The sequence below is a fragment of the Pseudomonas sp. NBRC 111124 genome, assembly GCF_001320245.1.
Lineage (GTDB): Bacteria > Pseudomonadota > Gammaproteobacteria > Pseudomonadales > Pseudomonadaceae > Aquipseudomonas.
Window position 1 is genome coordinate 12,491 of sequence record NZ_BCBA01000010.1, and the last position, 24,345, is coordinate 36,835.

The 24,345-nt window shown below is 62.4% G+C and carries 24 protein-coding genes; 7 read left to right on the plus strand and 17 right to left on the minus strand.

Going from position 1 to position 24,345, the window contains the following annotated elements; translation table 11 throughout:
- Window positions 1-40 precede the first annotated feature (40 nt).
- On the minus strand, window positions 41-322 hold the full coding sequence (locus tag APH28_RS05480; protein ID WP_060507966.1) for a GNAT family N-acetyltransferase: 282 nt from the start codon (window positions 320-322) through the stop codon (window positions 41-43).
- A 522-nt stretch (window positions 323-844) separates the two neighbouring features.
- Here APH28_RS05480 and oprI point away from each other — a divergent pair.
- The gene (gene oprI / locus APH28_RS05485) at window positions 845-1,096 is read left to right on the plus strand and encodes an outer membrane lipoprotei OprI (RefSeq protein ID WP_003259780.1); all 252 of its coding nucleotides are present in this window, start codon (window positions 845-847) and stop codon (window positions 1,094-1,096) included.
- Between the two features lie 139 nt (window positions 1,097-1,235).
- Here oprI and APH28_RS05490 read toward each other — a convergent pair whose 3' ends face one another.
- The 3 genes from APH28_RS05490 to APH28_RS05500 form a co-directional block, all read right to left on the minus strand.
- Window positions 1,236-2,213, minus strand: coding sequence for a L,D-transpeptidase family protein (locus tag APH28_RS05490; RefSeq protein WP_060507967.1), 978 nt, complete (start codon window positions 2,211-2,213; stop codon window positions 1,236-1,238).
- Between the two features lie 131 nt (window positions 2,214-2,344).
- A complete protein-coding gene (locus tag APH28_RS05495) occupies window positions 2,345-2,626 on the minus strand; it encodes a hypothetical protein (protein WP_060507968.1) in 282 nt (93 codons plus the stop codon).
- A 58-nt stretch (window positions 2,627-2,684) separates the two neighbouring features.
- Window positions 2,685-3,290 (minus strand): arylesterase, encoded by a 606-nt coding sequence (locus APH28_RS05500; RefSeq protein ID WP_060507969.1) that lies wholly within the window; start codon window positions 3,288-3,290, stop codon window positions 2,685-2,687.
- A gap of 10 nt (window positions 3,291-3,300) precedes the next feature.
- Between APH28_RS05500 and APH28_RS05505 the strand changes: the two genes are divergently transcribed.
- Together APH28_RS05505 and APH28_RS05510 are read left to right on the plus strand one after the other, a co-directional pair.
- On the plus strand, window positions 3,301-3,984 hold the full coding sequence (locus APH28_RS05505) for an ABC transporter ATP-binding protein (RefSeq protein ID WP_060507970.1): 684 nt from the start codon (window positions 3,301-3,303) through the stop codon (window positions 3,982-3,984).
- Window positions 3,984-6,491, plus strand: coding sequence for an ABC transporter permease (locus APH28_RS05510; RefSeq protein ID WP_060507971.1), 2,508 nt, complete (start codon window positions 3,984-3,986; stop codon window positions 6,489-6,491). The genes APH28_RS05505 and APH28_RS05510 overlap by 1 nt, the downstream gene beginning before the upstream one ends.
- 48 nt (window positions 6,492-6,539) lie before the next feature.
- Here APH28_RS05510 and greB read toward each other — a convergent pair whose 3' ends face one another.
- The 3 genes from greB to APH28_RS05525 all read right to left on the minus strand — a co-directional run bounded on the left by greB (window position 6,540) and on the right by APH28_RS05525 (window position 8,945).
- The gene (gene greB / locus APH28_RS05515) at window positions 6,540-7,013 is read right to left on the minus strand and encodes a transcription elongation factor GreB (RefSeq protein ID WP_060507972.1); all 474 of its coding nucleotides are present in this window, start codon (window positions 7,011-7,013) and stop codon (window positions 6,540-6,542) included.
- Between the two features lie 11 nt (window positions 7,014-7,024).
- Window positions 7,025-7,333 carry a hypothetical protein gene (locus tag APH28_RS05520; RefSeq protein ID WP_060507973.1) on the minus strand — a complete coding sequence of 103 codons (309 nt, stop codon included), beginning with the start codon at window positions 7,331-7,333 and terminating at the stop codon, window positions 7,025-7,027.
- Window positions 7,334-7,538: 205 nt separating this feature from the next.
- Complete coding sequence (locus APH28_RS05525; protein ID WP_060507974.1) at window positions 7,539-8,945, minus strand: transglycosylase SLT domain-containing protein; 1,407 nt, start codon at window positions 8,943-8,945, stop codon at window positions 7,539-7,541.
- A gap of 158 nt (window positions 8,946-9,103) precedes the next feature.
- On the opposite strand from APH28_RS05525, the gene APH28_RS05530 reads away from it, so the two are divergent.
- The 3 genes from APH28_RS05530 (at window position 9,104) to APH28_RS05540 (ending at window position 11,924) form a co-directional block, all read left to right on the plus strand.
- Window positions 9,104-9,901, plus strand: coding sequence for a TatD family hydrolase (locus APH28_RS05530; protein ID WP_060507975.1), 798 nt, complete (start codon window positions 9,104-9,106; stop codon window positions 9,899-9,901).
- An 88-nt stretch (window positions 9,902-9,989) separates the two neighbouring features.
- A complete protein-coding gene (locus APH28_RS05535; protein ID WP_060507976.1) occupies window positions 9,990-11,468 on the plus strand; it encodes a methyl-accepting chemotaxis protein in 1,479 nt (492 codons plus the stop codon).
- Window positions 11,469-11,555: 87 nt separating this feature from the next.
- Complete coding sequence (locus APH28_RS05540; RefSeq protein WP_060507977.1) at window positions 11,556-11,924, plus strand: Mpo1-like protein; 369 nt, start codon at window positions 11,556-11,558, stop codon at window positions 11,922-11,924.
- A 3-nt stretch (window positions 11,925-11,927) separates the two neighbouring features.
- Here APH28_RS05540 and APH28_RS05545 read toward each other — a convergent pair whose 3' ends face one another.
- The 3 genes from APH28_RS05545 to APH28_RS05555 all read right to left on the minus strand — a co-directional run bounded on the left by APH28_RS05545 (window position 11,928) and on the right by APH28_RS05555 (window position 13,873).
- On the minus strand, window positions 11,928-12,725 hold the full coding sequence (locus tag APH28_RS05545) for an acyl-CoA thioesterase II (RefSeq protein ID WP_060507978.1): 798 nt from the start codon (window positions 12,723-12,725) through the stop codon (window positions 11,928-11,930).
- A 75-nt stretch (window positions 12,726-12,800) separates the two neighbouring features.
- Complete coding sequence (locus APH28_RS05550) at window positions 12,801-13,580, minus strand: CHAD domain-containing protein (RefSeq protein ID WP_060507979.1); 780 nt, start codon at window positions 13,578-13,580, stop codon at window positions 12,801-12,803.
- Between the two features lie 14 nt (window positions 13,581-13,594).
- Window positions 13,595-13,873, minus strand: a complete 279-nt coding sequence (locus tag APH28_RS05555) for a hypothetical protein (protein WP_060507980.1) — start codon at window positions 13,871-13,873, stop codon at window positions 13,595-13,597.
- 153 nt (window positions 13,874-14,026) lie between these two features.
- On the opposite strand from APH28_RS05555, the gene APH28_RS05560 reads away from it, so the two are divergent.
- On the plus strand, window positions 14,027-15,067 hold the full coding sequence (locus tag APH28_RS05560; protein ID WP_060507981.1) for a patatin-like phospholipase family protein: 1,041 nt from the start codon (window positions 14,027-14,029) through the stop codon (window positions 15,065-15,067).
- A 101-nt stretch (window positions 15,068-15,168) separates the two neighbouring features.
- On the opposite strand, the gene APH28_RS05565 is transcribed toward APH28_RS05560, so the two are convergent.
- From APH28_RS05565 to APH28_RS05595, 7 genes are all read right to left on the minus strand, one after another.
- A complete protein-coding gene (locus APH28_RS05565; RefSeq protein ID WP_060507982.1) occupies window positions 15,169-17,040 on the minus strand; it encodes a SurA N-terminal domain-containing protein in 1,872 nt (623 codons plus the stop codon).
- A 183-nt stretch (window positions 17,041-17,223) separates the two neighbouring features.
- Window positions 17,224-17,496: a nucleoid-associated protein HU-beta gene (gene hupB / locus APH28_RS05570; RefSeq protein WP_060507983.1), complete on the minus strand. Its 273-nt coding sequence runs from the start codon at window positions 17,494-17,496 to the stop codon at window positions 17,224-17,226.
- 152 nt (window positions 17,497-17,648) lie between these two features.
- Window positions 17,649-20,045 carry an endopeptidase La gene (lon, locus tag APH28_RS05575; protein ID WP_060507984.1) on the minus strand — a complete coding sequence of 799 codons (2,397 nt, stop codon included), beginning with the start codon at window positions 20,043-20,045 and terminating at the stop codon, window positions 17,649-17,651.
- 165 nt (window positions 20,046-20,210) lie between these two features.
- Window positions 20,211-21,494, minus strand: a complete 1,284-nt coding sequence (clpX, locus tag APH28_RS05580) for an ATP-dependent Clp protease ATP-binding subunit ClpX (protein WP_060507985.1) — start codon at window positions 21,492-21,494, stop codon at window positions 20,211-20,213.
- A gap of 108 nt (window positions 21,495-21,602) precedes the next feature.
- Window positions 21,603-22,244: an ATP-dependent Clp endopeptidase proteolytic subunit ClpP gene (clpP, locus tag APH28_RS05585; protein ID WP_060507986.1), complete on the minus strand. Its 642-nt coding sequence runs from the start codon at window positions 22,242-22,244 to the stop codon at window positions 21,603-21,605.
- A 91-nt stretch (window positions 22,245-22,335) separates the two neighbouring features.
- Window positions 22,336-23,649 carry a trigger factor gene (gene tig, locus APH28_RS05590; protein WP_060507987.1) on the minus strand — a complete coding sequence of 438 codons (1,314 nt, stop codon included), beginning with the start codon at window positions 23,647-23,649 and terminating at the stop codon, window positions 22,336-22,338.
- Between the two features lie 247 nt (window positions 23,650-23,896).
- Complete coding sequence (locus APH28_RS05595) at window positions 23,897-24,196, minus strand: DUF6388 family protein (RefSeq protein ID WP_060507988.1); 300 nt, start codon at window positions 24,194-24,196, stop codon at window positions 23,897-23,899.
- Window positions 24,197-24,345: the final 149 nt, after the last annotated feature.

Sequence of the window (24,345 nt, forward strand, 5' to 3'; positions counted from 1 at the left end):
GCTTAGCCCGGCGTTTTCGTATCTGGCGTTAGCTGACCGTTCAGGCCTTGCTCGAATGGCGCTGCTGACGCTCCATGTAGCGTTCCACGTACGAGCAGGACGGGATCACCGTATAACCCATCTGGTCAGCGTACTCGAGGGCCTTTTCGGTCAGCGCTGCTGCGATGCCTCGGCCACGCAGCGCGTTGGGCACGAAGGTGCGATAGATATCCAGCGTTTGCTTGCCCAGGTCCATGTACGTCAGGTAGGCACGATGACCGTCCACGCTGGTTTCGAACTGATGACCGGCCTGGTCATGGTGGATGGTCAGCGCTTCACTCATCACTACTCCTCGCAGGCCTTTCTGGCAGACCCTTACCTTAACCGATGTGGTTTATCCGGCGGAGGAACCTCTACGCCACCTCTTGCCCCTTGGACCCTAGGCCGACTGCAATCGTTCGACCGGGCCGGGCACTCTCAAATAGTAGGCGCCGCGAGCGGGATTGCTCAAGGTGGCCAGCGTTAAAAAGTAGCAGGAAGCCACGCCTGGACCTGGCACGCCCTGCAACAGAAACCACGCCCCGCAACAGCAACCGGATGTTGTTGTGCTTAAGACGCTGGAAGACCGTTAAAGTCACCGTTAGTTCAACAAAAAAGTTCCTGCACTACAGTCGGTTGCGCCCGCTACACGGTTTTTTCACAACCCACCCACAAATCTTGTCGGCACCAGCTCAAGCAACATTTTTTTTGCAGTTCTTGCGCTCTGTCAGTTTACTTACTACAAGTAATGGGTACTATGTACGCCGGCCAGTTTCTCTTTTCCGAGAGATGGCTATTTAATAGAAAGTCCTTGAAGGGGAACACGATGAACAACGTTCTGAAATTCTCTGCTCTGGCTCTGGCCGCAGTTCTGGCTACCGGTTGCAGCAGCGTATCCAAAGAAACCGAAGCTCGTCTGACTGCGACTGAAGACGCAGCAGCTCGCGCTCAAGCCCGTGCTGACGAAGCCTACCGTAAGGCTGACGACGCTCTGGCAGCCGCTCAGAAGGCTCAGCAGACCGCTGACGAAGCCAACGAGCGCGCCCTGCGTATGCTGGACAAAGCCAGCCGCAAGTAATAGTCCTCACGGATTGTTATGGAGCCGACCCACTTGTGGGTCGGCTTTTTTATTGCCTGGACGAAAGCATTGCCCCGGAAACGCAGAGGCCCGCATCAGGCTGTTAACCTGAGCGGGCCCCGCAGGTGTTACAAAAGCGTTACTGCAGTTCGGGCGGGATGCTCGAAACCATGGGTGCGGCACCCTGGTTATTGGCAGGCACGGCAATTTCAACTGGCATGCCATCTTCTGCCGCAACCACATCACGCACCATGTCCCAGTTCATGCGCAGGTTGTTGGCCAGGTCTTCACGCTTGAGCAAGGCATTGATGACGGCCGTGTGCTTGTCGACCACCGACGGGTTGCCATGATCGTCCAGCGGCGTGTGCGCCTCGAGATAAACCTTGCCACCACTGATGCCGAACTTGTAAGGCTCGTTGATGATACGCACCGGCGTCCCTACCGGCACCATCTTCGACAGTTCCAGGACGTTGTTGTTGAGCATGCGGAAGCAACCATGGCTGGTACGCATGCCTATACCGAACTTCTTGTTCGAACCGTGGATCAGGTAGCCAGGCACACCCAAGGTGAACTTGAACGGCCCCAGCGGGTTGTCCGGGCCGGCTGGCACGACGGTTGGCAGGATGTCGCCGTCTGCGGCGTGCTCGGCACGGATAGAGGCAGGCGGCGTCCAGGTCGGGTTCGGCGTCTTCGCCGTGATCTTGGTCAAGGCAACCGGTGAACCCCAGCCCTCACGACCGATACCCAACGGGAAGGTATGCACCACGTTCTGCCCTTTCGGGAAGTAGTACAAACGGTATTCGGCCAGGTTGATGACGATGCCTTCACGCGGGCCCGGCGGCAGGATGTACCGCGTCGGCAGGACGATCTCGGTGCCGGCACCCGGCAGCCACGGATCGACGCCCGGGTTGGCGGCGATCATTTCCAGATAGCCGAGGTCGTTGGCAGTGCCGATGTCGGCAAAGGTGTCTTCGTACTTGGCCTTGATCGTCTGGACCTGGCCGACGACGTCTTCACCGGGCGGTGGCAGTGGCAGTTCCAGCGCAGCAGCGGGGCCCGCTACCAGCAGGGCGGCCAGGGACAGGCAACGGGTGACGGCGGGAAAGCGCGGCAACATCCGGTAAATCCTTCGAAAGGTGGTCAAGAAGCACGATTGTACACCCGCCTCGCTGCAAGCGGGAGGCATTGGCGTGTTACAGGCGTTTCAGATGATGAAAGGTGCGCGCAACCGCACGCCATCCGTTGGTCTCAGAGTTCGGGCCAGACCGGCCGCATGCCACGACGCTGGGCATCGAGAATTGCCCGGCACAAGTCGCACAGGCGACCGTCACGGTAGACGCTGCGGGACACGCCGGACCAACGCGGCTGCGCAGGCAGCAGGCCACCGCACAAGGTACGGTCGACCGGCACACCGAGTTCGAGTTGACGGGCCACGAGGTGGACGCGGATTTCCTGGCAAGCGAACAGGTCGAGCTGCTCATCGGGCTCGATCAGTTGATAGGCAAACAAGGACCAGGCAGGGCGCGGCATCGGGGGCTCTCGAAACGGGGGGCGCAACATTAGCCGAAAGCCGCCCCCGTTTAAAGCATCACAGCAAGGGTTTTATCGCCGGCCAGGCATTTTCCAGCAAACGTTGCTGGGCCCCTTGTGCCGGATGGATACCATCGGCCTGCATCATCTCCGGCACGCCACCAACGCCCTCGAGGAAAAACGGCACCAACGCCACCTGCTTTTCCGTTGCCAGCTGTTCATAGACGTTGGCGAAGGCGGTGGTATAACGCACGCCATAGTTCGGCGGCAGGCGCATGCCCAACAGCAATACCTTGGCCCCGGCCTTGCGGGCGCTTTCGATCATCGAGGCAAGATTTTGTTGCAATTGCTCGGGGGGCTGCCCGCGCAGTCCATCGTTGCCCCCAAGCTCCAGCACCACCAGGTTCGGCTTGTGCGCTGCAAGCAGCGCCGGCAGCCGCGCCTGGCCACCTGCACTGGTGTCACCGCTGATCGACGCGTTGACCACCTGATGGTCGAAACCTTCGTCCTTGAGCCGGGTCTGCAACAAAGAGACCCACCCTTGGCGGGTATCCAGGCCAAAACCGGCGCTGATACTATCGCCGACAACCAGCAACGTTCCCGCCGCCGCGCTCTGGGCCAGGCAATACAGGGCCAGACCGGCACTCAACCACCACACTCGCATCGGATTCTCCATGGGCCCCAGCATTCTCGTTGCGCAGAACCTTAGCAAAGTGGTCCCCAGCGCGGAAGGTGACCTGACCATTCTTCACGCCCTCTCCCTCGAGCTCGCCCAAGGCGACAGCCTGGCCATCGTCGGCGCCTCGGGCTCGGGCAAGTCGACCCTGCTCGGCCTGCTGGCCGGCCTCGACCGCCCCAGCGCCGGCCAGGTCATCCTCGCCGGGCACGACCTCGGCCCGCTGGACGAGGACCAGCGGGCCAGGGTGCGTGCCGAGCATGTCGGCTTCGTCTTCCAATCGTTCCAGTTGCTCGACAGCCTCAACGCCCTGGAGAACGTGATGCTGCCCCTGGAGCTGGACGGTCGGCGCGACGCCCGCGAGCACGCCCGGACCCTGCTGGAGCGAGTCGGCCTGGGCAAGCGCCTCACCCATACCCCGCGCCAGCTTTCCGGCGGCGAGCAACAGCGGGTCGCCATCGCCCGCGCCTTTGCCGCGCAACCTGCGGTACTGTTCGCCGACGAACCCACCGGCAACCTTGACAGCCACACGGGCGAGCGCATCTGCAACCTGCTGTTCGAGCTGAACAAGGAACGCGGCACCACCCTGGTGCTGGTCACCCATGACGAGCGCCTGGCCCGCCGCTGCCGGCGCCAGATCCGCCTGGACGCGGGCCGCCTGGTGGCGCCGGTGGAGGCCTGATGAAGCACATGCCGCTGTCCCGCCTGTGGGGCCTGGCCTTGCGTCAGCTGCTGCGCGACCTGCGTGCCAGCGAAGTGCGCGTGCTGTTCTTTGCCCTGCTGGTGGCGGTCGCCGCCAGTACTGCGATCGGTTATTTCGGCGCTCGCCTGAATGGGGCGATGCAGCTGCGTGCCAGTGAATTCCTCGGCGCCGACCTGGTGTTGCAAGGCAGCGCACCGGCCCGCGACGAGCAGCTCAGCGCCGGTCAGGCCCTGGGGCTGCGGCATGCCAAGGCCGTGGAATTCACCAGCGTGGTGGGCGGCGATGCCGGCATCCAGCTGTCGAGCATCAAGGCGGTCGATGCTGCCTACCCGTTGCGCGGCCAAGTGCGCAGTGCCGCCGCGCCTTATGCCAAAGAAGCCCCTGGAGGCGGCCCGGCGCCCGGGGAAGCCTGGGTCGAGCCACGCTTGCTTGCAGCCCTGGGCCTGAAAGTCGGCGACAGCATCGACGTCGGCATGAAAACCCTGCGCATGAGCCGTGTGCTGACCTACGAGCCGGACCGTGCCAACAACTTCTACAGCCTGACGCCCCGGGTGATGATGAACCTGGCTGACCTACAGGCTACCGGCGTCATCCAGCCTGGCAGCCGGGTTTCCTACCGCGACCTGTGGCGCGGCGATGCCGAGGCCCTCGTGCAGTATCGCCAAGCCGTGGAAAACAACCTTGCCGCCAGCCAGCGCCTGCTCGACACCCGCGATGGCAACCGGCAGATCGGCGGCGCCCTGGGCAAGGCCGAGCGCTACCTGAACATGGCCAGCCTGGTCGCAGTGCTGCTGGCCGGCGTGGCCGTGGCCCTGTCGGCCAGCCGCTACGCTGCACGCCGGCTGGATGCCAGCGCCTTGCTGCGCTGCCTGGGGCTGTCGCGACACCAGGCACTGGGCCTTTATTGCCTGCAACTGGCAATGCTTGGCCTGGTGGCTGCGCTGGCCGGCGCCCTGCTTGGCTGGCTGGCGCAACTTGGCCTGTTCAACCTGCTGCACGGTTTACTGCCAAGCGAAGTACCGCCGGGCGGCGTCACGCCGGCGCTGGCCGGCATCGCCACTGGCTTGGTGGCCCTGGCCGGTTTCGCCCTGCCACCGCTTGCCGCACTGGGCCAGGTGCCACCGCTGCGGGTGCTGCGCCGCGACTTGATGCCAGTACCGCCGAGCAGTTGGCTGGTATACGGCGCTGCCCTGCTCGCCCTGGGCCTGATCATGTGGCGCCTGAGCCTTGACCTGCTGCTGACCTTCGCCCTACTGGGCGGCGGCTTGATCGCCGCGCTGTTGCTGGGCGGGCTACTGTTGCTCGGCCTGCAAAGCCTGCGCAAGGCGCTCGCCGGTGCGCCGCTGACCTGGCGCCTGGGGCTTGGCCAGTTGCTGCGCCACCCCATGGCAGCTGCCGGGCAAGCCTTGGCCTTTGGCCTGATCTTGCTGGCCATGGCCCTGGTCGCGCTGCTGCGGGCAGAGTTGCTCGACACCTGGCAGGCACAACTGCCCAAGGATGCACCCAACCACTTTGCCCTGAATATCCTGCCCACTGAGCGCGAACCGTTCGCCCAGCGCCTGCACGAGGTGAATGCCAGCTCGGCACCGCTGTACCCGGTGACGCCCGGCCGGCTGACCCAGATCAACGATCAACCGGTGCAGCAGATCGTCAGCAAGGACTCCGCTGGCGAGCGAGCGGTACAACGCGACCTCAGCCTGACCTGGGCTGCCGACTTGCCTGAGGGCAATACGCTGAGTGCGGGCAACTGGTGGCAGGCGCTGCCGGCTGGCGACGAAATCCCCGGTGTGTCTGTCGAAGCGGAGCTGGCTGCCAGCCTCAAGTTGCAGTTGGGTGACCTGCTGACCTTCGACATCGGCGGCGAGCAACGCCAGGCGCGCGTCAGCAGCCTGCGCAGCGTGCATTGGGACAGCTTCCAGCCGAACTTCTACATGATCTTCCAGCCGGGCACCCTGCAGGGTTTGCCCACCACCTACCTGACCAGCTTCTACTTGGCGCCAGGCCATGACCTGGACGTGGTTGCACTGTCGCGGGCGTTCCCGGCGGTCACCATCCTGCAGGTCGACGCCTTGCTCGGCCAGCTGCGTAGCATCCTCGCCCAGGTTACGCTGGCGGTCGAGTATGTGTTGCTGTTCGTGCTGGCGGCGGGGCTTGCCGTGTTGTTCGCCGGGTTGCAGGCGACGCTGGACGAGCGGATTCGCCAAGGCGCCTTGCTACGCGCGCTGGGGGCAGCGCGGCCATTGCTGGTCAAGGCCCGGCGCATCGAGTTCGGCTTACTGGGGGCTGCCAGCGGGGCCTTGGCGGCGCTGGGGTGCGAGCTGATTACCTGGGTGCTGTATCGCTATGCGTTTGCCTTGCAGTGGAGCCCGCATCCGTGGTTGCTGGTGTTGCCAGTGGTCGGGGCGCTACTGGTGGGCGGGGCAGGTGTAGTGGGAACGCGGCGAGCGTTGAATGCCAGCCCGCTAGCGGTTCTACGGGAAAGCTGATAGCGCCTGTACCGGCCTTTTCGCGGGGCCGGTACGGGCGATTAAAATTCATTGCCCGTAGTGGATGCTTTTCACATACCAGGTCGCTTGACCGGTCGGCGTATTCACCACCACTTCATCGCCCTCTTCTTTCTTGAGCAGGGCCCGGGCCATCGGTGAGTCGATCGAGATATAGTCGTTGCGGCCATAGATCTCGTCATACCCGACAATGCGAAACTTCAGGGTCTCACCGTCGTCGTTCTCGATCTCGACCCAGGCGCCGAAGAACACCTTGCCTTCCTGCTGCGGCGAATAGGCGACCACCTTTACGTCTTCGAGGCGCTTGCGCAGATAGCGCACCCGGCGGTCGATCTCGCGCAGCAGCTTCTTGTTGTACTGGTAGTCGGCATTCTCACTGCGATCGCCCAGCGAAGCCGCCCAGGTCACTTTCTGGGTAATTTCCGGGCGATACACCCGCCACAGATGATCCAGTTCCTTTTTAAGGGCCTCGTGACCTTCCGTGGTGATGATGTTGGTGCTCAACGGCGCGCTCCTCAGCGTCGGGTAATCAGGCCCTGACGCGCGATGCGGGTAAGCTGGCCGATGACTTCGGCTGCGTCTTCACGGGCTGGCGCCTGAATCACCGCCAGGTCGAAGCGGTCGTTGCCGAACTGATCCAGGCGGCAGGCATCGTCGGCGAACTGGATGAGAAAGGCTCGAGCCTGGCCTTTGCGGCGCGACAAACCTTCAAGATGACGCAGGAGCGTGGGCTGATGCTGGCCACCGAGCAGGATGCGCGGTGTGCGAGAAGCCTGGCTGACAGGCAATGGGCTCAAACAGACACTGGTACGTGGACAACTCATGGAGTTTCTCTCCGCCTCGCGAATCCCGCTGGGCAGCGGTGGGAGGCGTCACCGAACCAGCGCTTTAGCGGTATTTCGGATAACCCGGAGAGGGGGCCAGTCCTGCGCCCCGCAAGTAGCTGTTTAAATCGGCGCAGGCGGTATGCTAGAGCGACAAGCCGCAAGCTGCAAGCCCCAAGCTGAAATGCGTTTGGCTTGTGCCTTGTCAGCGAGTGACCACGCGCTCCAATGCCGTGCGTTCGCGATTGAATGCCAGGAAGTACTTGTTGACGCTGTTGACGAAGTTGACCGGCGCCATGCCAACCTGCTCCATGGCGATGCGCTCGGTCTGGAAGAACCATTGGTTGCCATTGAGGCCACGCTTGCGAGCCTCGGCGCGCATGGCCTGAACCCGCTCCGGGCCAAGGTTGTAGGCCGCCAGCACGAACGCCATGCGCTCGCGCTCGTTGATTTGCGGGCTGGCGAAGAACTTGCGGCGGATCAGCGCCAGGTAGCGTGCACTGGCCTGGACATTGCCATCGACCGAACCGGTGTCGCTGACCCCCACCCGTTGCGCAGCCGACGGGGTGATCTGCATCAGCCCGTGTGCCCCGCCGCTACCGCGCGCTGAAGGGTTGAGGGTCGATTCCTTGAAGGCCAGCGCCGCCAGGTTCAGCCAGTCGATCTGCTGCGCCTCGCCGTGCTTCTGCAACACCGGGCGCAGGGCATTCAGGCGTTGACGGTCCTTGCGCGCCAAGGGGTTGTGCACGCGGTACTGGCGCCGGTAGATGCGCTCGAAGGCGGCATCCTGGTTTTCCGGTGCATGGTACCCCTGAAGAAAGCGGTCCACCGTGGCCAGCAACATCGTCGCATCGCGCCGAACATACCAACGCATGGCCTGCGCCTGCCCCAGCTGCACCCGGGTGTCCAGGCGCAGGTTCGGCATGACCCTGGCCCAGCGTTTGGCGATCGGGCGCTCCACCATGGTCAATGGATAGATGCCGGCCTGGACCATCTCCAGCACATCTTCCACCGCCAGGGTCGAATCAACCCATTCAATCTTGATCGGAGCCCGCTTGCGCAGCGCCAGTTGCTGGTTGATCTGCTGAATCACCGCCCCTGCCGCGCTGGCACTGGTCAATGCCACCGTGCGCCCGGACAGCTGCTCGGCGCGGGTGTAGCTGCGCTCGCCCTTGCGCCCCACCAGCAGCAGCGGCACCTGGTCAAGTACCGGTGCACTGCTGTTGACCCCGCCCGTCACCGCCGGGTCGAGCAACTCGCCCGGTGCGGCCAGGTCGCCCTCACCGCGCTGCAGGGCTCCCAGCAGTTGCTCCTTGGCCCGCGGGATGATCTTCAGGCGAATCTGCTGGCCATCGCCGGCGCGGGCATTGAGGTAATGCTCGAGCCCGCGCAGGCGGTAGTACTCGATCCCCACCGGCTCGCCCTTGATCTCGCCAGAGCTGTTGCGGCTCTGGTTGACCAGCACTCGCAGCACCTTGCTGCTGCGGATCTGCTGCAAGTCGCGGGGCGTATTAGCCGGTACGTGCTGCTGCGGCCCCGGCAGGCGTGCGTAGGCCGGGGCAACCGTGGTCAGCCCGAACATCAGCAGCAGGGTCAGCAGGTATCGCAGCATGCGAAATCGGGTCCGTGGTCGGTGGGCGGCAGCCATGGTGAGACGCGCGATCTTGATAAATGACGGCAAAAGACCACGGCAAGCGCCTGAAGTTCTTGGTTTTTTCCGAATATCACGCTTTTTGCTATGCTGGCCGCCCCGCGGCACGAGGTAGCACCATGCAACTGATCGATATCGGCGTCAACCTGACCAACAGCAGTTTCCACGACCAGCAGGCCGCCATCGTCGAGCGCGCCATCGAGGCCGGCGTGCTACAGATGGTCCTGACCGGCACCAGCCTGGAGGTCAGCGAACAGGCGCTGGAGCTGTGCCAGCAGCTCGATGGCGACGGCCAGCACCTGTTCGCCACGGCCGGCGTACACCCACACGATGCCAAGTCATGGGATGGCAGCAGCGAGCGGCAACTGCGCCAGCTGCTGGCTGAATCACGGGTGCGCGCCGTAGGGGAATGCGGGCTGGATTTCAACCGCGACTTCTCCCCTCGCCCACTGCAGGAAAAAGCCCTGGAAGCCCAGCTGGCACTGGCGGCCGAACTGCGCTTGCCAGTATTCCTGCACGAGCGCGATGCCAGCGAACGCCTGCTGGCCATCCTCAAGGATTACCGCGACCACCTGCCGGCCGCCGTAGTGCATTGCTTCACCGGTGAGCGCCAAGCCCTGTTCGCCTACCTGGACATGGACTTGCACATCGGCATCACCGGCTGGATCTGCGACGAGCGCCGCGGCACCCATCTGCATCCGCTGGTGGGCAACATCGCCGAAGGCCGGCTGATGCTGGAGAGCGACGCGCCGTACCTGCTGCCTCGCAGCCTGCGACCGAAGCCGAAAAACGGCCGTAACGAACCGGCATTCCTGACCGAGGTGTTGCGCGAAGTGGCACTGCATCGCAACGAGAGTATCGAGCACTGCGCCCAGCACACCTGTGCTACGGCCAAGGCCTTTTTCAAGCTTCCTTGACGCATGTCATGAGCGTTTCTCGAGTGTGCGGGCACAATGATGGCACCTTGCCAATAATGTTTCCGCTCAACTCAGAGAAGACCTACCCATGGGTGCCTGGATTAGCAATATTTCCCTGAAGTACAAATTCTGGGCCGTCAACGCGGTGGCCTTTGTCACGACTTTGCTGCTGGTGCTCTATGCGGTGCACCTGGAGCAACGCGCCCGCGTCGATGCCGCGCAGGCCCAGGCGCAAGCCCAGGCCGAACTGCTGGCCGCCTGGCCCGCCGGGCAGCCCCTGCCCCACCAGGCCAACCTGATCACCTGGCAGCCCGGCCAGACCCCGACCTACGCAGGTGAAAACCTCGAAGCCCTGGCCAACGGGCAAGGCTGGGTCCCCTTGTCGGCGGCCTGGATCCTCGGCGACAACCCCTTGCGCGGTGCCCAGGTACTGCGCCATGGCGACCAGCAACTGGCCGTGCTGGCGGCAGCGCCAAGCCTGCGTCAAGTGTTCCTCGATCGCTTCAGCAACTACGCATTCTGTGTACTGATCCTGATGCTGGCGATGCTCGGTGCCTCGCAACTGCTGATCCGCTTCCTGCTGAGCCAGCTCAATACCCTCAAGGATGTGATGCTGCACGTGGAGAAGACCGGCGACCTGTCGGCCCGCGTCCCGCTGGCCTGCGGCGACGAAGTCGGCCAGATGGCCGGTGCCTTCAACGCCATGCAGGCCACCTACCATCGGGTTGTCGGTACTGTCGCCCATACGGCAGCGCAACTGGACTCCGGTGCCGCGCGCCTGGCTGCAAGCATGAACGAGGTGCGCCATGGCATGCTCGGCCAGCAGAGCGAGACCGACCAGGCCGCCACGGCAATCAACGAGATGTCGGCCACCGTGCACCATATTGCCCAGCATGCCGGCGCTACCCGTGACTTGTCGCAAACCGCCGACACCCTCGCTGGCAGCGGCAAGGAGGTGGTCAGCCGGGTGCAGGACTCGATCTCTTCGCTGTCCAGCGGCGTACAGCAGACCGCCGAAATGATTCGCCAGCTCGCCGACGACAGCCAGAAGATCAACAGCGTGGTCGGGGTCATTCACAGCATTGCCGAGCAGACCAACCTGCTGGCACTCAACGCTGCCATCGAAGCCGCCCGCGCAGGTGACCTGGGCCGTGGTTTTGCCGTGGTCGCCGACGAGGTGCGCAACCTGGCCAAGCGCGTGCAGACGTCCACCGATGAAATCACGCACATGGTCGCCGACCTGCAAGCCGGCACGCGCGATGCCGTGGAGTTCATGCAGGAGAGCTCGTACAAAGCTGACGACTGTGTCCGGCAGGCTCAGGAGGCCGGCGCAGCACTGGCCGAGATTACGGGCGCGGTCGCGCAGATGCGCGAGAGCAATACGCAGATTGCCGTCGCCGCCGAGCAGCAGAGCCAGGTAGCTGAAGAAATGAACCGGGCGGTGGTGAGCATCCGCGATGTCACCGAGCAGACCGTCCAGCAGACCGTTGGCTCGGCCACCACCAGCGGCCAGCTGGCGACCCTGGCCGGCGAGCTGAGCAAGGCCATTGGCCAGCTCAAGCTATAGTTGCCATAGCCAGCCTCGATTGGCCCCGACCTCGGGGCCGCACTAAGCTTTGGGCATGCTTGCGACAAACAGCGCGAGGAGCCGCCCATGAGCAAACGACTGCCCAACCTGCACGCCTGGCAATGGCGTGGCTACCACCACAACCACCGGCACCCGACTAACCTGGTGCTGCACCTGATCGCCGTGCCGCTGTTCGTCCTCGGCACCCTGCTGGTGCTGTCAGGCCTGTTCGCCCTCGACCTGGCCCAGATCGCCGTCGGCGTCATCTCCCTGATCGCAGGCTTGGGCCTGCAGCGCCACGGGCATCGCCTGGAAGCCGAGCGGCCCGAACCGTTCGCCAACCGTAAGGACGCCGTGCAGCGGCTGCTGACCGAGCAGTTCGTCACCTTCCCCCGCTTTGTGCTCAGCGGTGCCTGGTGGAAGGCCTGGCGCGAACGGCACAAGCACCGGCGCTGAAGGTCAGGCGAACACTGTTACCGTCTGCCGGCTCAAGGCCAGCAGCTCGCCTTCAGCTGTCCACAGCGCAGCGGCTGCATGCCCGTAACCATCACGGGCATGCTCGGTCTCGACACGGTAACGGCACCAGTCCAGCGTCGACAGTTTCGCCGTCGGCTGGATGAATTCGATGGTCCAGGTCAGTGTACTGCCCGCCGCCGGTTGCTTGAGGAACGGCAGCAGGCTCGGTGGCCAGGCATCCACCAGCGCCAGCAAGTGCGCCTCGTTGACCTGCTCTTCGGCCACATCGCGCAAGCGCACCCACCCGCCCATATGGCGCGACGGGTTGCCGCTGAACGGCAAACCACCCACTGCCCAGCGCAGGGCGACATGGCGCATGAACTCCGGGGTGACACCTTTGATGTAAGGCAATTCCGGCGCCGATTGCTCGAGTGGCTTCATCTCGACCGCGGGTGCTGGCGCAACATCGACCACTGATGGCCGACCCGCTCCGAAATTACCCTGCACCAGCGTCACCACCTGGCCATCCTGAATGGCCCGGCCCAGCAACGTGCTGACCGCTTTGCCCTCGCGCAGCACCTCGACCTCGAAACGAATGGGTACATCGGCTGCCGCCGGGCTGACGAAGCTGATCGCCAGCGAGCGCACCGGGCGATCATCGGTGAGCTTCAGGCGCATGCTTTCATGAACCATGGCCGCCATCAGGCCACCGAACACGGCGCGCCCCTGGGCCCAGCTGGGCGGAACGCTGACCGCGTCGGGGTTTTCCCCCACAGCATCGAGCAATTGGTTGAAATTCATCGGCCGGCTCCTGCCTACAGCGAAAGGTCCGCCCATACTAGCCAGCAAACCTCGACCAATCAGCCCGCATATCGGTCATTTGCCGGGCTGACGCCGCTTGAGCGCTGCCTGGAGCGCGTCCAGCGTGATATCGGACTTGCGCTCAGCCTCGTGCAACTCCTGCTCCCAGTCGACCTTGCAAGGCGCCAGGTCGGGGTGGTCCTTGGCCTGCAGCAGCCACTGCAAACGGTCATGCCAATCACCCAGATCACCCTGGGCCTTTTTCAGCAGGCGCTGCAGCTTCTTACCGGCATGATCGAGCTGCGGATAGGCCTCGTCACCGTAACGCGCCCGCTTGATCAGCAGGCGCAAGCGATGGCGATCATGGGCTGGGTCCTGCAGCGCCTTGCGCAGCTTGTGCCACTGCTTGACCAGGCGCCTGTCGATGCGCCTGCCCAGCGACCGGGTCAGCCCCTCGCGATCCGCCGCACGCAGAAACAACGGGAACGCATCGACAATCGCCAGCACCCGGGTCAACTGCGGGCTGGCTGCAACGCTGGCAAAGGTTCTGCTCCGCCCTTCCAGGCGCCGCTGCCCGGCCTGGGCATGACCGCGCCCGTTGAGCTCAGCGGCCAGCACCTCACGATCACGCAACGGCGTGGTCAATGTGCCCAAGGATCGGGCAGCCTCCTCCAGCTGCTCAACCCCCGGCAGCCCGCGCAATGGCCTCAACAGGCTACGCAAGCGCCGCACTGTGGTGCGCAGGTCGTGCAGGGCCTCGCTGTCGGTATCGGCGGCCAGGCGCTCGCGACAGGCCAGCAGGCGCACCTGCAAGGCCAGTAGCTGGGCAACGACATGATCGAGCATGGCGGACATGTGACGCTCCTCTGTCAGCGCCCGGCGCGCGACTCACGAATGTAGAAGCGGGCCTTTTCGGCTTTGTGGGTGCAGCTTTCATACCCTTCGAACTGCTGCTGGGTCTTGGCACCGGTCAGCAGCGACAACGCTTTGGAATAACTCACGGCACCGGCAAAGCCTTCGGCCTTGGCCAGGTCAAGCTCCTTCCAGGCGGCATCGAGCTGAGTCGCGCAGCTTTCGCGATAGGCCGTCTTGCCCGCGCATCCCGCCAGCGCCAGGGCAATCAGTGGAAGGCAGATCCAGGCTTTCATCGGTGTTACCTCAACGGTTGAAATAGAGTGGCTGTTCGACGCCCGGGCGGATGAAAAGTGCCGCCCTGACATGCTTTGCCTAGAGTGTTTATTGAAGCACAGGCAACGCTCGGTGCATTGTAGGACCATGGTGGCAAAAGCCGAGGAAAGCTCATGGGCAAACGCGTGGCATTGGTGTTGGGATCGGGAGGCGCTCGTGGCTATGCCCATATCGGCGTGATCGAGGAAATCGAACGGCGCGGCTACGACATCGCCTGCATCGCCGGCTGCTCCATGGGTGCGGTGATTGGCGGTATCTACGCGGCCGGTAAACTCGACGAGTACCGCAACTGGATCGAAAGCCTGGACTACCTGGACGTGCTGCGCCTGGTCGATGTCAGCTTCCGCCTGGGCGCCATCCGCGGCGACAAGGTGTTCGGGCAGATCCGCAAGATCGTCGGCGACATGAATATCGAGCAGTTGCGCATCCCCTACACGGCGGTGGCGACCGACCTTACCAACCAGCAGGAAATCTGGTTCCAGGAAGGCTGCCTGCATCAGGCCATGCGTGCTTCGGCGGCGATTCCGAGCCTGTTCACGCCAGTGATGCAGGGCAACCGCATGCTGGTCGACGGTGGCATCCTCAACCCGCTGCCGATCGTACCCGTGGTGTCCAGCCACTGCGACCTCATCATCGCGGTCAACCTCAACGCCACCAACCAGAAGCAGTATCAACTGCCGGTGATCGACCGGCCGGCAGCCTTCAAGATGCGTTTCGATGCCCTGCTCAGCTCACTCGGCTCGCACCTGCCATTTCGGCGCAAGCCTGCCGAAGAGCTGATGCGCATCGAGCAGGAGATCGTCGCCGAAGGGCTGGCACCGCCTAATCCGTGGCTGGCCGACACGGCCGACCCCGAAGCCCAGCAACCCGCTGCAGCACCCGAGCGTGAAGGCGCGCCGAAGTCGGCAACGGGTTCGTTCATCATCGACAACGTCGGGCCGGCCTCACTGCTCGACCTGATCAACCAGAGCTTCGAGGTGATGCAGACCTCGCTGGCGCAGTACAAGATTGCCGGGTACCCGCCGGATGTGCTGATCAACGTGCCCAAGCGGGTGTGCCGGTTTTTCGAGTTCTACAAGGCACCGGAACTGATCGCACTGGGCCGGGAGATTGCGCGGGATACGCTGGACAACTATGAGGGGAAGAAACGCTAGGACCTAGGCCTTGTGTTGCCTGTACCCGCGAAGAGGCCGGTACAGGCAGCAGATAAGAAACAGGCCGCATCGAGCGGCCTGTTTCATCATGCATCCATCACTCAGTAGCGGGTGATGTCGGCAGTGCCTTCTAGCTGCTTGCGGTAGGCCGCGAAGTCCTGCTGGCCAGCACGCGAGGCGAGGTAGCGGCGGATCTGCTGCTTCTCGTCGTCGCTGGCGGCTGCACCTTCATTGACGCCCTTGAGCTGCAACACGACCAGGCTGCCGTCGGCCAGGACCACACTGCCGTAGACCGGCTTGTCCTTGGCTTGGGGCTTGGCCAGGCGGAACAGCGCCTGCAGCTCGGCCGGGTCGATACCGTCCTGACCGCGGGTGACGGCTTCGTGAGCCTTCCACGCCTGACCATCGTGAGCACCAGCAGCGGCAATGGAACCGTCACGCAGGCCGGCGATCAGCTTGTCCGCCTTGGTCTTGAGTTCGGCGGTCGCCTTCTCCTTGGCCAGGTGTTCGCTGATGTGCTTGGCCACGGCTTCCAGCGGCAGTTGCTCCGGCTTGCGGTGCTCCTTGACCCGCAGTACGACGGTGGTTTCCGGGTCGAGCTCGATGGCAGTGCTGTTGGCACCTTCATCCATCACCTCTTCGGAGAACGCAGCCTGGATCACGCCACGGTTGGCAGTGATGCCCTCGCCGCCTTCACGGCCGAACGGTGCGGAGGTCTGCACCTTGAGGTTCAGGTCCTGAGCTGGCTGGGCCAGGTCGGAGGCCTCGTAGGCAGCATCCTGCAGCTGCTTGCTGGCATCGACGTAGCGCTGCTCGACCAGTGGGGTTTTCAGATCCCGGGTCAGCTTGTCCTTCAGGCTGGCGAAGCTCGGCACTTCCGGCGCCTGCTTGCCCAGCAGCTTGATCAGGTGATAACCGAACTCGGTGCGCACCGGGGCCGATACCTGGCCGTCGTTGAGCTTGTACAGGGCGTCTTCGAAGGCCGGGTCATACACGCCCGGGCCGGCGAAGCCGAGGTCACCGCCATTGCTGGCCGAACCTGGGTCCTGGGAGAACTCCTTGGCCAGCTTGGCGAAGTCTTCACCCTTGGCCAGGCGCTGCTCGACCTCTTCAGCCTTGGCCTTGGCCTGGGCGTCGGTAACCTTGTCGTTGACCTCGATGAGGATATGCGCGGCATGGCGCTGCTCGGCGAGGTTGGCGATTTCCTTCTCGTACTGGGCCTTGAGCTCGTCGTCGGTGACCTTGACCTGATCAAAGAACGCCGACTTCTTCAGCTCGATGTAGTCGATGACCACCTGGTCCGGAGTCATGAACTCCTTGGCGTGCTGGTCGTAATGCGCCTTGACCTCGTCATCGCTGACCTTGACCGCGGCCGGGTCGGCCTTGAAGGTCAGGGTAGCGAAATCGCGCGTCTGGTTTTCCAGGCGGGCAAAGGCGTCAACCTGCTGGTCGGTGACGAAGCTGCTGCCGGCAATACCGGTACGCAGCTGACCGATCAGCATCTCTTCCGCGAGCATGTCACGGAACTGCATGCGGCCATAACCCAGCTGGCGGATAACCTGATCGAAACGATCGGCACTGAACTTGCCATCGACCTGAAATTCCGGCGTCTGCAAAATCACCTGGTCCAGCGCAGCTTCAGAGAAGGCGAACTTGGCATCTTTGGCACCCTGCAGCAGCAGCTTGCGATCGATCAGACCTTTGAGCGCGGCGTCGCGCAGGCGCTTATCATCCAGCACCGCTGGGTCAAAATCCTTGCCCAACTGTTGCATCAGCTGGCGGCGCTGCATGTCGGCGGCCTGGCTCAGCTCATTCAGGCTGATGGTGTCGCCGTTTACCTTAGCCGCGTCCTGGCTGTGAGTGGCGGCCTTGAAGATGGCTTCAAAACCGGTCAACGCCATCAACACGACGATAAGGCCGATGATGGTCTTGGCAATCCAACCTTGTGAATTGTCCCTGATATTTTGCAGCATGCGTCCCCCAGAAACGGCTGTACCACTGCGTCGACAACCGCGGAGCGTGGGTAGAATCCTGATAAAAGAAAGGCGCATCCGAGGATGCGCCTTTTCTTAGCAAACGTGTCAGGCGGGAACGTTTGCGGCCCGCCGTCAGCGTGCTCGGACCTGGCCAGGCCGGGTCCGGCTGAAAGAGACGACTTAGTTGACGGCGTCTTTCAGGCCTTTGCCAGCCTTGAAACCTGGAACCTTGGCAGCAGCGATCTTGATCGCCTTGCCGGTTTGCGGGTTGCGGCCGGTGCGCTCTGCGCGCTCTTTGACCGAGAAGGTACCGAAGCCAACCAGAACGACGTCGTCGCCTTGTTTCAGGGCGCCAGTTACGGAGTCGATCACGGCGTCCAGAGCTTTGCCGGCGGCAGCCTTGGAAATGTCAGCCGATACAGCGATAGCGTCAATCAGTTCCGACTTGTTCACTCTAAGTCCCCTTATTTCTCTATTGAGTATGTTTCTAAGTATGTAATGAAAAGCTTATGAAACGTGCGCTGGGTGGCCTGTTGACAATAGCGTGCCGCTTTATAGCAAGGCCCCGAAAAAACTGTCAAGGAAAGCCCCCCAGCCAAAAACTACTAATGCGTGCTGATTCTTTCCTTAGCATCGCCGTCGCGTTTGTCATCTTTAGCGACAATCTCCGGAGCCACATCTGGCAAGGGCTCCGGGGCGTATTGCAGCGCAATTTGCAGGACTTCGTCAATCCATTTGACCGGTTTGATCTGCAGATCCTGTTTGATGTTCTCAGGAATTTCCTTCAGATCGCGAACATTCTCCTCGGGAATGATCACCGTCTTGATCCCGCCACGGTGTGCCGCCAGCAGTTTTTCCTTCAAACCGCCGATGGCCAATACCTGCCCACGCAGGGTGATTTCACCGGTCATGGCCACGTCGGCACGCACCGGAATCTGCGTCAGCGCCGACACCAGCGCGGTGCACATGCCGATACCAGCACTCGGGCCGTCTTTCGGCGTGGCGCCTTCGGGCATGTGGATATGCACGTCATGCTTCTCGTGGAAGTCGGCGGCAATCCCCAAGCTGCGGGCGCGGCTGCGGACCACGGTTTGCGCGGCAGTGATCGATTCGACCATGACATCACCCAGCGAGCCGGTCTTGATCAGCTGGCCCTTGCCGGGGATGACCACCGACTCGATGGTCAGCAGTTCGCCGCCCACCTGGGTCCAGGCCAGGCCGGTGACCTGGCCGATCTGATCCTGCTGCTCAGCCAGGCCGTAGCGGAACTTGCGCACGCCGAGCAGATGCTCGAGCTGCTCGCTGGTGACCTTGACCTTGACCTGTTTCTGCCCGGTATGTTCCTTGACCACCTTGCGGCAGACCTTGGCGATCTGGCGCTCCAAGCCACGCACACCGGCTTCGCGGGTGTAGTACCGGATGATGTCGCGAATCGCCGAAACGTCGATGTCCAGCTCTTCGGCTTTCAAACCGTTGGCCTTGACCTGCTTGGGCGTCAGGTACTTGACCGCGATGTTGATCTTCTCGTCCTCGGTATAGCCCGGCAGGCGGATGACTTCCATACGGTCGAGCAGCGCCGGCGGAATGTTCATCGAGTTCGAGGTGCACAGGAACATCACGTCCGAGAGGTCGTAATCGACTTCCAGGTAGTGGTCGTTGAAATTGTGGTTCTGCTCGGGGTCGAGCACTTCCAGCAGCGCCGAGGCCGGGTCGCCACGCATGTCGCTGCCCATCTTGTCGATCTCGTCGAGCAGGAACAGCGGGTTGCGTACACCCACCTTGGTCATCTTCTGGATCAGGCGGCCAGGCATCGAACCGATGTAGGTACGACGGTGACCACGAATCTCGGCCTCGTCACGCACGCCGCCCAGGGCCATGCGCACGAACTTGCGGTTGGTCGCGGCAGCAATCGACTCGGCCAGCGAGGTCTTGCCGACGCCAGGCGGGCCAACCAGGCACAGAACCGGGCCACGGATCTTCTTCACCCGCTTCTGCACGGCGAGGTACTCGAGAATCCGCTCTTTGACTTCTTCCAGGCCATAGTGGTCGGCGTCGAGGATCTCCTCGGCCTTGGCCAGGTCCAGGCGCACCTTGCTCTGGGCCTTCCACGGCACCTGCACGAGCCAGTCGAGGTAGGACCGCACCACGGTAGCCTCGGCGGACATCGGCGACATCTGCTTGAGCTTGTTCAGCTCGGCCTGAGCCTTGGCCAGGGCGTCTTTCGGCAGGCCAGCGCCTTCGATGCGCTTTTTCAGCTCCTCGACTTCGTTGTGGCCTTCGTCACCATCGCCGAGCTCCTTCTGAATGGCCTTCATCTGCTCATTCAGGTAGTACTCGCGCTGGCTGCGCTCCATCTGTTTCTTGACCCGACCGCGGATGCGCTTCTCGACCTGCAGCAGGTCGATTTCGGCATCCAGCAGCGCCAGCACGTGCTCGACCCGGGTCGACAGGTCGACGATCTCGAGGATTTCCTGCTTCTGCTCGATCTTCAGCGCCATGTGCGCGGCCATGGTATCGACCAGGCGACCGGGCTCTTCGATGCTGTTCAGCGACGACAGCACTTCGGCCGGGACTTTCTTGCCCAGCTGCACGTACTGCTCGAATTGCGACAGCAGCGTGCGCACGAAGACTTCCGACTCACGCTCGGCGGCGTCGGTTTCGTCGATCAGGGAAACTTCGGCACGAATGTGCCCTTCTACTTCGGTGAAACGCTCGACCGCACCGCGCTGCTCGCCCTCGACCAGCACCTTGACAGTGCCATCGGGCAGCTTCAGCAGTTGCAGTACGGTAGCGACGGTACCGACCCGATACAGGGCGTCTTCGCCCGGATCGTCATCGGCCGGGTTTTTCTGGGCCAGCAGCAGGATCTGCTTCTCGCCCGTCATCGCGGCCTCAAGGGCTTCGATAGACTTCTCACGCCCCACGAACAGTGGGATGACCATGTGCGGATAGACGACGACATCGCGCAATGGCAAAAGAGGCAAGTCGAGGGTGGTCTTCATGATTTCGCCTCTACAACGGCCTTATGGCCGGAAACCGGTGGAAATGATGCTTGGACCTAATGTGGGGGCACGGTTGGGAAATTACAAGCGCTTGCATAGGAAAAGCAGAAAGGGGCCCGTAGGGCCCCTTCCTTGCTTGCTGCCATCACCCGGCATTTGCCTCAATCAGGCGTCGGGCGCGGCCTTGGCTTGCGGCTCGCTGTTTTCGTAGATCATCAGCGGCTGCGAGGTGCCTTCGATGACGCTCTCGTCGATCACCACCTTGCTGACGTCCTTCTGCGAAGGAATCTCGTACATGGTGTCGAGCAGCACGCCTTCGAGGATCGAACGCAGGCCACGGGCGCCGGTCTTGCGCTCCAGGGCCTTGCGCGCGACGGCCTTGAGGGCGTCGGTGCGGAACTCGAGGTCCACGCTTTCCATCTCGAACAGCCTGGCATACTGCTTGGTCAGGGCGTTCTTCGGCTCAGTGAGGATCTGCATCAGTGCAGCCTCATCCAGCTCGTCGAGGGTCGCCAGCACCGGCAAACGGCCAACGAACTCGGGAATCAGGCCAAACTTGACCAGATCGTCCGGCTCGACTTCGCGCAGCGATTCGCCGACCTTCTTGCCCTCTTCCTTGCTGCGTACTTCGGCGCCAAAACCGATGCCACCCTTGGTGGAGCGGTTCTGAATGACCTTTTCCAGGCCGGAGAAGGCGCCACCGCAGATGAACAGGATGTTGCGGGTGTCGACCTGCAGGAATTCCTGTTGCGGGTGCTTGCGGCCGCCCTGCGGCGGAACGGAAGCAACGGTGCCTTCAATCAGCTTCAGCAATGCCTGCTGCACGCCTTCACCCGAAACGTCGCGGGTGATGGACGGGTTGTCCGACTTGCGCGAGATCTTGTCGATCTCGTCGATGTAGACAATGCCCATCTGGGCCTTTTCCACGTCGTAGTCGCACTTCTGCAGCAGCTTCTGAATGATGTTCTCGACGTCCTCACCCACATAACCGGCTTCGGTCAGGGTGGTGGCGTCAGCAATGGTGAACGGTACGTTCAACAGGCGTGCCAAAGTTTCGGCGAGCAGGGTCTTGCCCGAGCCAGTAGGCCCGATGAGCAGGATGTTGCTCTTGCCGAGTTCGACTTCGTCGCCCTTCTTGTCACGCTGGTTCAGGCGCTTGTAGTGGTTGTACACCGCTACGGCCAGGACCTTCTTGGCGCGCTCCTGACCAATGACGTACTGGTCCAGGATGCCGCTGATTTCTTTCGGCGAAGGCAATTTGTGCGCGCTGCTTTCGGCCTGGGCTTCCTGCACCTCCTCACGGATGATGTCGTTGCACAGGTCGACGCACTCGTCGCAGATAAATACCGAGGGCCCGGCAATCAGTTTGCGCACTTCGTGCTGGCTTTTGCCGCAGAAGGAGCAATAAAGCAATTTGCCGCTGTCCTCGCCGTTACGGGTGTCAGTCATTCGATCGATCCAATCCGGTAGGCTTGCAACACAAGATGAAGGCAATTGCGGGCTTTTTCAAGTCCGCAGGTAGGCGCTTTGCGCACCTACCTGCTCTGGAACCTGGGTTCAGGACACCAGTTGCCGCTTGTCGTACACCGAGTCGATCAGGCCGTACTCGGCCGCGCGCGAGGCGCTCATGAAGTTGTCACGTTCGGTGTCACGCTTGATGGTCTCGAGATCCTGGCCGGTGTGGTAGGCCAGCAGCTCGTTCAGGCGCGCCTTGATATTGAGAATTTCCTGGGCGTGGATCTCGATATCGGTCGCCTGGCCCTGGAAACCGCCCAGTGGCTGGTGAATCATCACGCGCGAGTTCGGCAGGCAGTGGCGCTTGCCCTTGGCACCAGCGGCCAACAGGAACGCGCCCATGCTGCAGGCCTGGCCGATGCAGATGGTCGAGACATCCGGCTTGATGAACTGCATGGTGTCGTAGATCGACATGCCTGCAGTCACCGAACCGCCTGGGGAGTTGATGTACAGATGGATATCCTTGTCCGGGTTTTCCGCCTCAAGGAACAGCAGCTGCGCCACTACCAGGTTGGCCATGTAATCCTCTACCGGGCCAACCAGGAAAATCACTCGCTCCTTCAACAGGCGCGAGTAGATGTCGTAGGCACGTTCGCCACGGGCGGACTGCTCGATAACCATCGGGACCAGGCCGCCTGCGGCCTGGATGTCAGAGCTCTGCTGAATATAAGAATTGCGGGACATGTCCTGCGCTCACTCCCAAATAGTCATGGCTTGATAACGCACAAGCCAGCTCGAAGGCTGGCTTGTGGGGGTTTCCTACGAGAGAAGCCTGTTACTCAGCGGCGGCAGGAGCCTGTGCTGGCTTAACGGCATCTTCGTACGAGACCGACTTGTCGGTCACAGTCGCTTTCTGCAGAACAGTATCTACAACTTGTTCTTCCAGCACAACCGAACGAACTTCGTTCAGCTGCTGGTCGTTCTTGTAGTACCAGGAGATGACCTGCTCAGGCTCTTGGTAAGCCGAAGCCATTTCTTCGATCATTTCGCGAACCTTGCCTTCGTCCGGCTTCAGTTCGAACTGCTTGACCACTTCGGCGACGATCAGGCCCAGCACCACACGGCGCTTGGCTTGCTCTTCGAACAGCTCGGCCGGCAGTTGCTCAGGCTTGATGTTGCCACCGAACTGCTGAACAGCCTGCACGCGCAGACGGTTGACTTCGTTCTCCAGCAGAGCCTTTGGCACTTCGATCGGGTTGGCGGCCAGCAGACCGTCCATGACCTGGTTCTTGACCTTGGTCTTGATCGCCTGGCGCAGTTCACGCTCCATGTTCTTGCGAACTTCGGTGCGGAAGCCTTCCAGGGTCGTCTCTTTGATGCCGAACTGGGCGAAGAATTCTTCGTTCAGCTCTGGCAGCACAGGCGCGGAAACGCTGTTGACGGTGATGGTGAACTCGGCGGCTTTGCCAGCCAGGTCCAGGTTCTGGTAGTCCTCTGGGAAGGTCACGTTGACAACGCGCTCTTCGCCAGCCTTGGCGCCAACCAGGCCGTCTTCGAAGCCAGGGATCATGCGGCCGGAGCCCAGTACCAGCTGGGTGCCCTTGGCGGAACCGCCAGCGAACACTTCACCGTCGACCTTGCCGACGAAGTCGATGTTGACCTGGTCGTCGTTCTGCGCAGCGCGCTCAACGGCTTCGAAGCGGGTGTTCTGCTTGCGCAGGACTTCCAGCATGTTGTCCAGGTCGGCGTCGGCCACTTCAGCGCTCAGGCGCTCGACGTTGATCGAGTCGAAACCGGCAACGGTGAACTCCGGGAACACTTCGAAGATGGCAACAAATTCCAGATCCTTGCCCTTCTCGAACGACTTCGGCTCAACGGCCGGAGCGCCAGCTGGGTTCAGCTTCTGCTCGACGATGGCTTCGTAGAAGGAAGCCTGGACCAGGTCACCGAAGGCCTCTTGACGGGCATCGGCTTCAAAACGCTGACGGATCACGCTCATCGGCACCTTGCCTGGGCGGAAGCCCGCGACCTTGGCGCGCTTGGCAGTCTGCTGCAGACGCTTGTTGACTTCGTTCTCGACGCGCTCGGCCGGAACGGCGATGGTCATGCGGCGCTCGAGAGCGGAAGTGTTTTCAACAGAAACTTGCATGGATATTCCTCGTTGCACAGACGTTAGCCGGCGATAGCCCGACTCCAGAATCAAGGGCGAACATTCTAGTGAGTCACGCACCAGAAGTCACCCCACCCGGGACGACGGGAAACCTCGCCGGCCGATTAACTTGCATGGCCCGCACCGTAAAGTGCCGAGCCTCTTTATATAGAGGGCCGCCTACCACCCAATGGGCCGCACGCAACCGAAAAACGTGCCTAACAACCGCCAGCTTGAAAGCAACCGCTTATTCAGGATCGATCTCGTTGAACTGGCAGTACTCCTCCCACTCCATCCCCAGTGCCTCGGCCACTTCGCGATGAGTCTCCAGGCGCATGGCCTGCAGCTGCTCAGGGCTTTCGGCGATCAGCTGCAACGCCAGCTCCCAGGGCTGAAGCCCCTGCTCATCGGCGGCATCTTCGAACGCCCACTCGATTTGCTGGGCCTGCTCACGCGCATCCAGCTCGCGAATTTCCTCGAGCAGTTGCGGGTTGGCTTCAGCGAAGCGCTGCAACGCCAGGGCCTGGCGGGCTTCTTTTGCAATCATTGGGTTGTTCCTTTGCCGGCCAATGGGGCCGGTGTTTCAACCGGCTGAAATCTAACAGCTTTTATTGGGGCGCCACCAGAGGATTGCAAGGGGGGATTGAGTTATGGCTGCGAAGCTCCTGGCTTGAGCCTTGCAGCGCTTGTGAGATC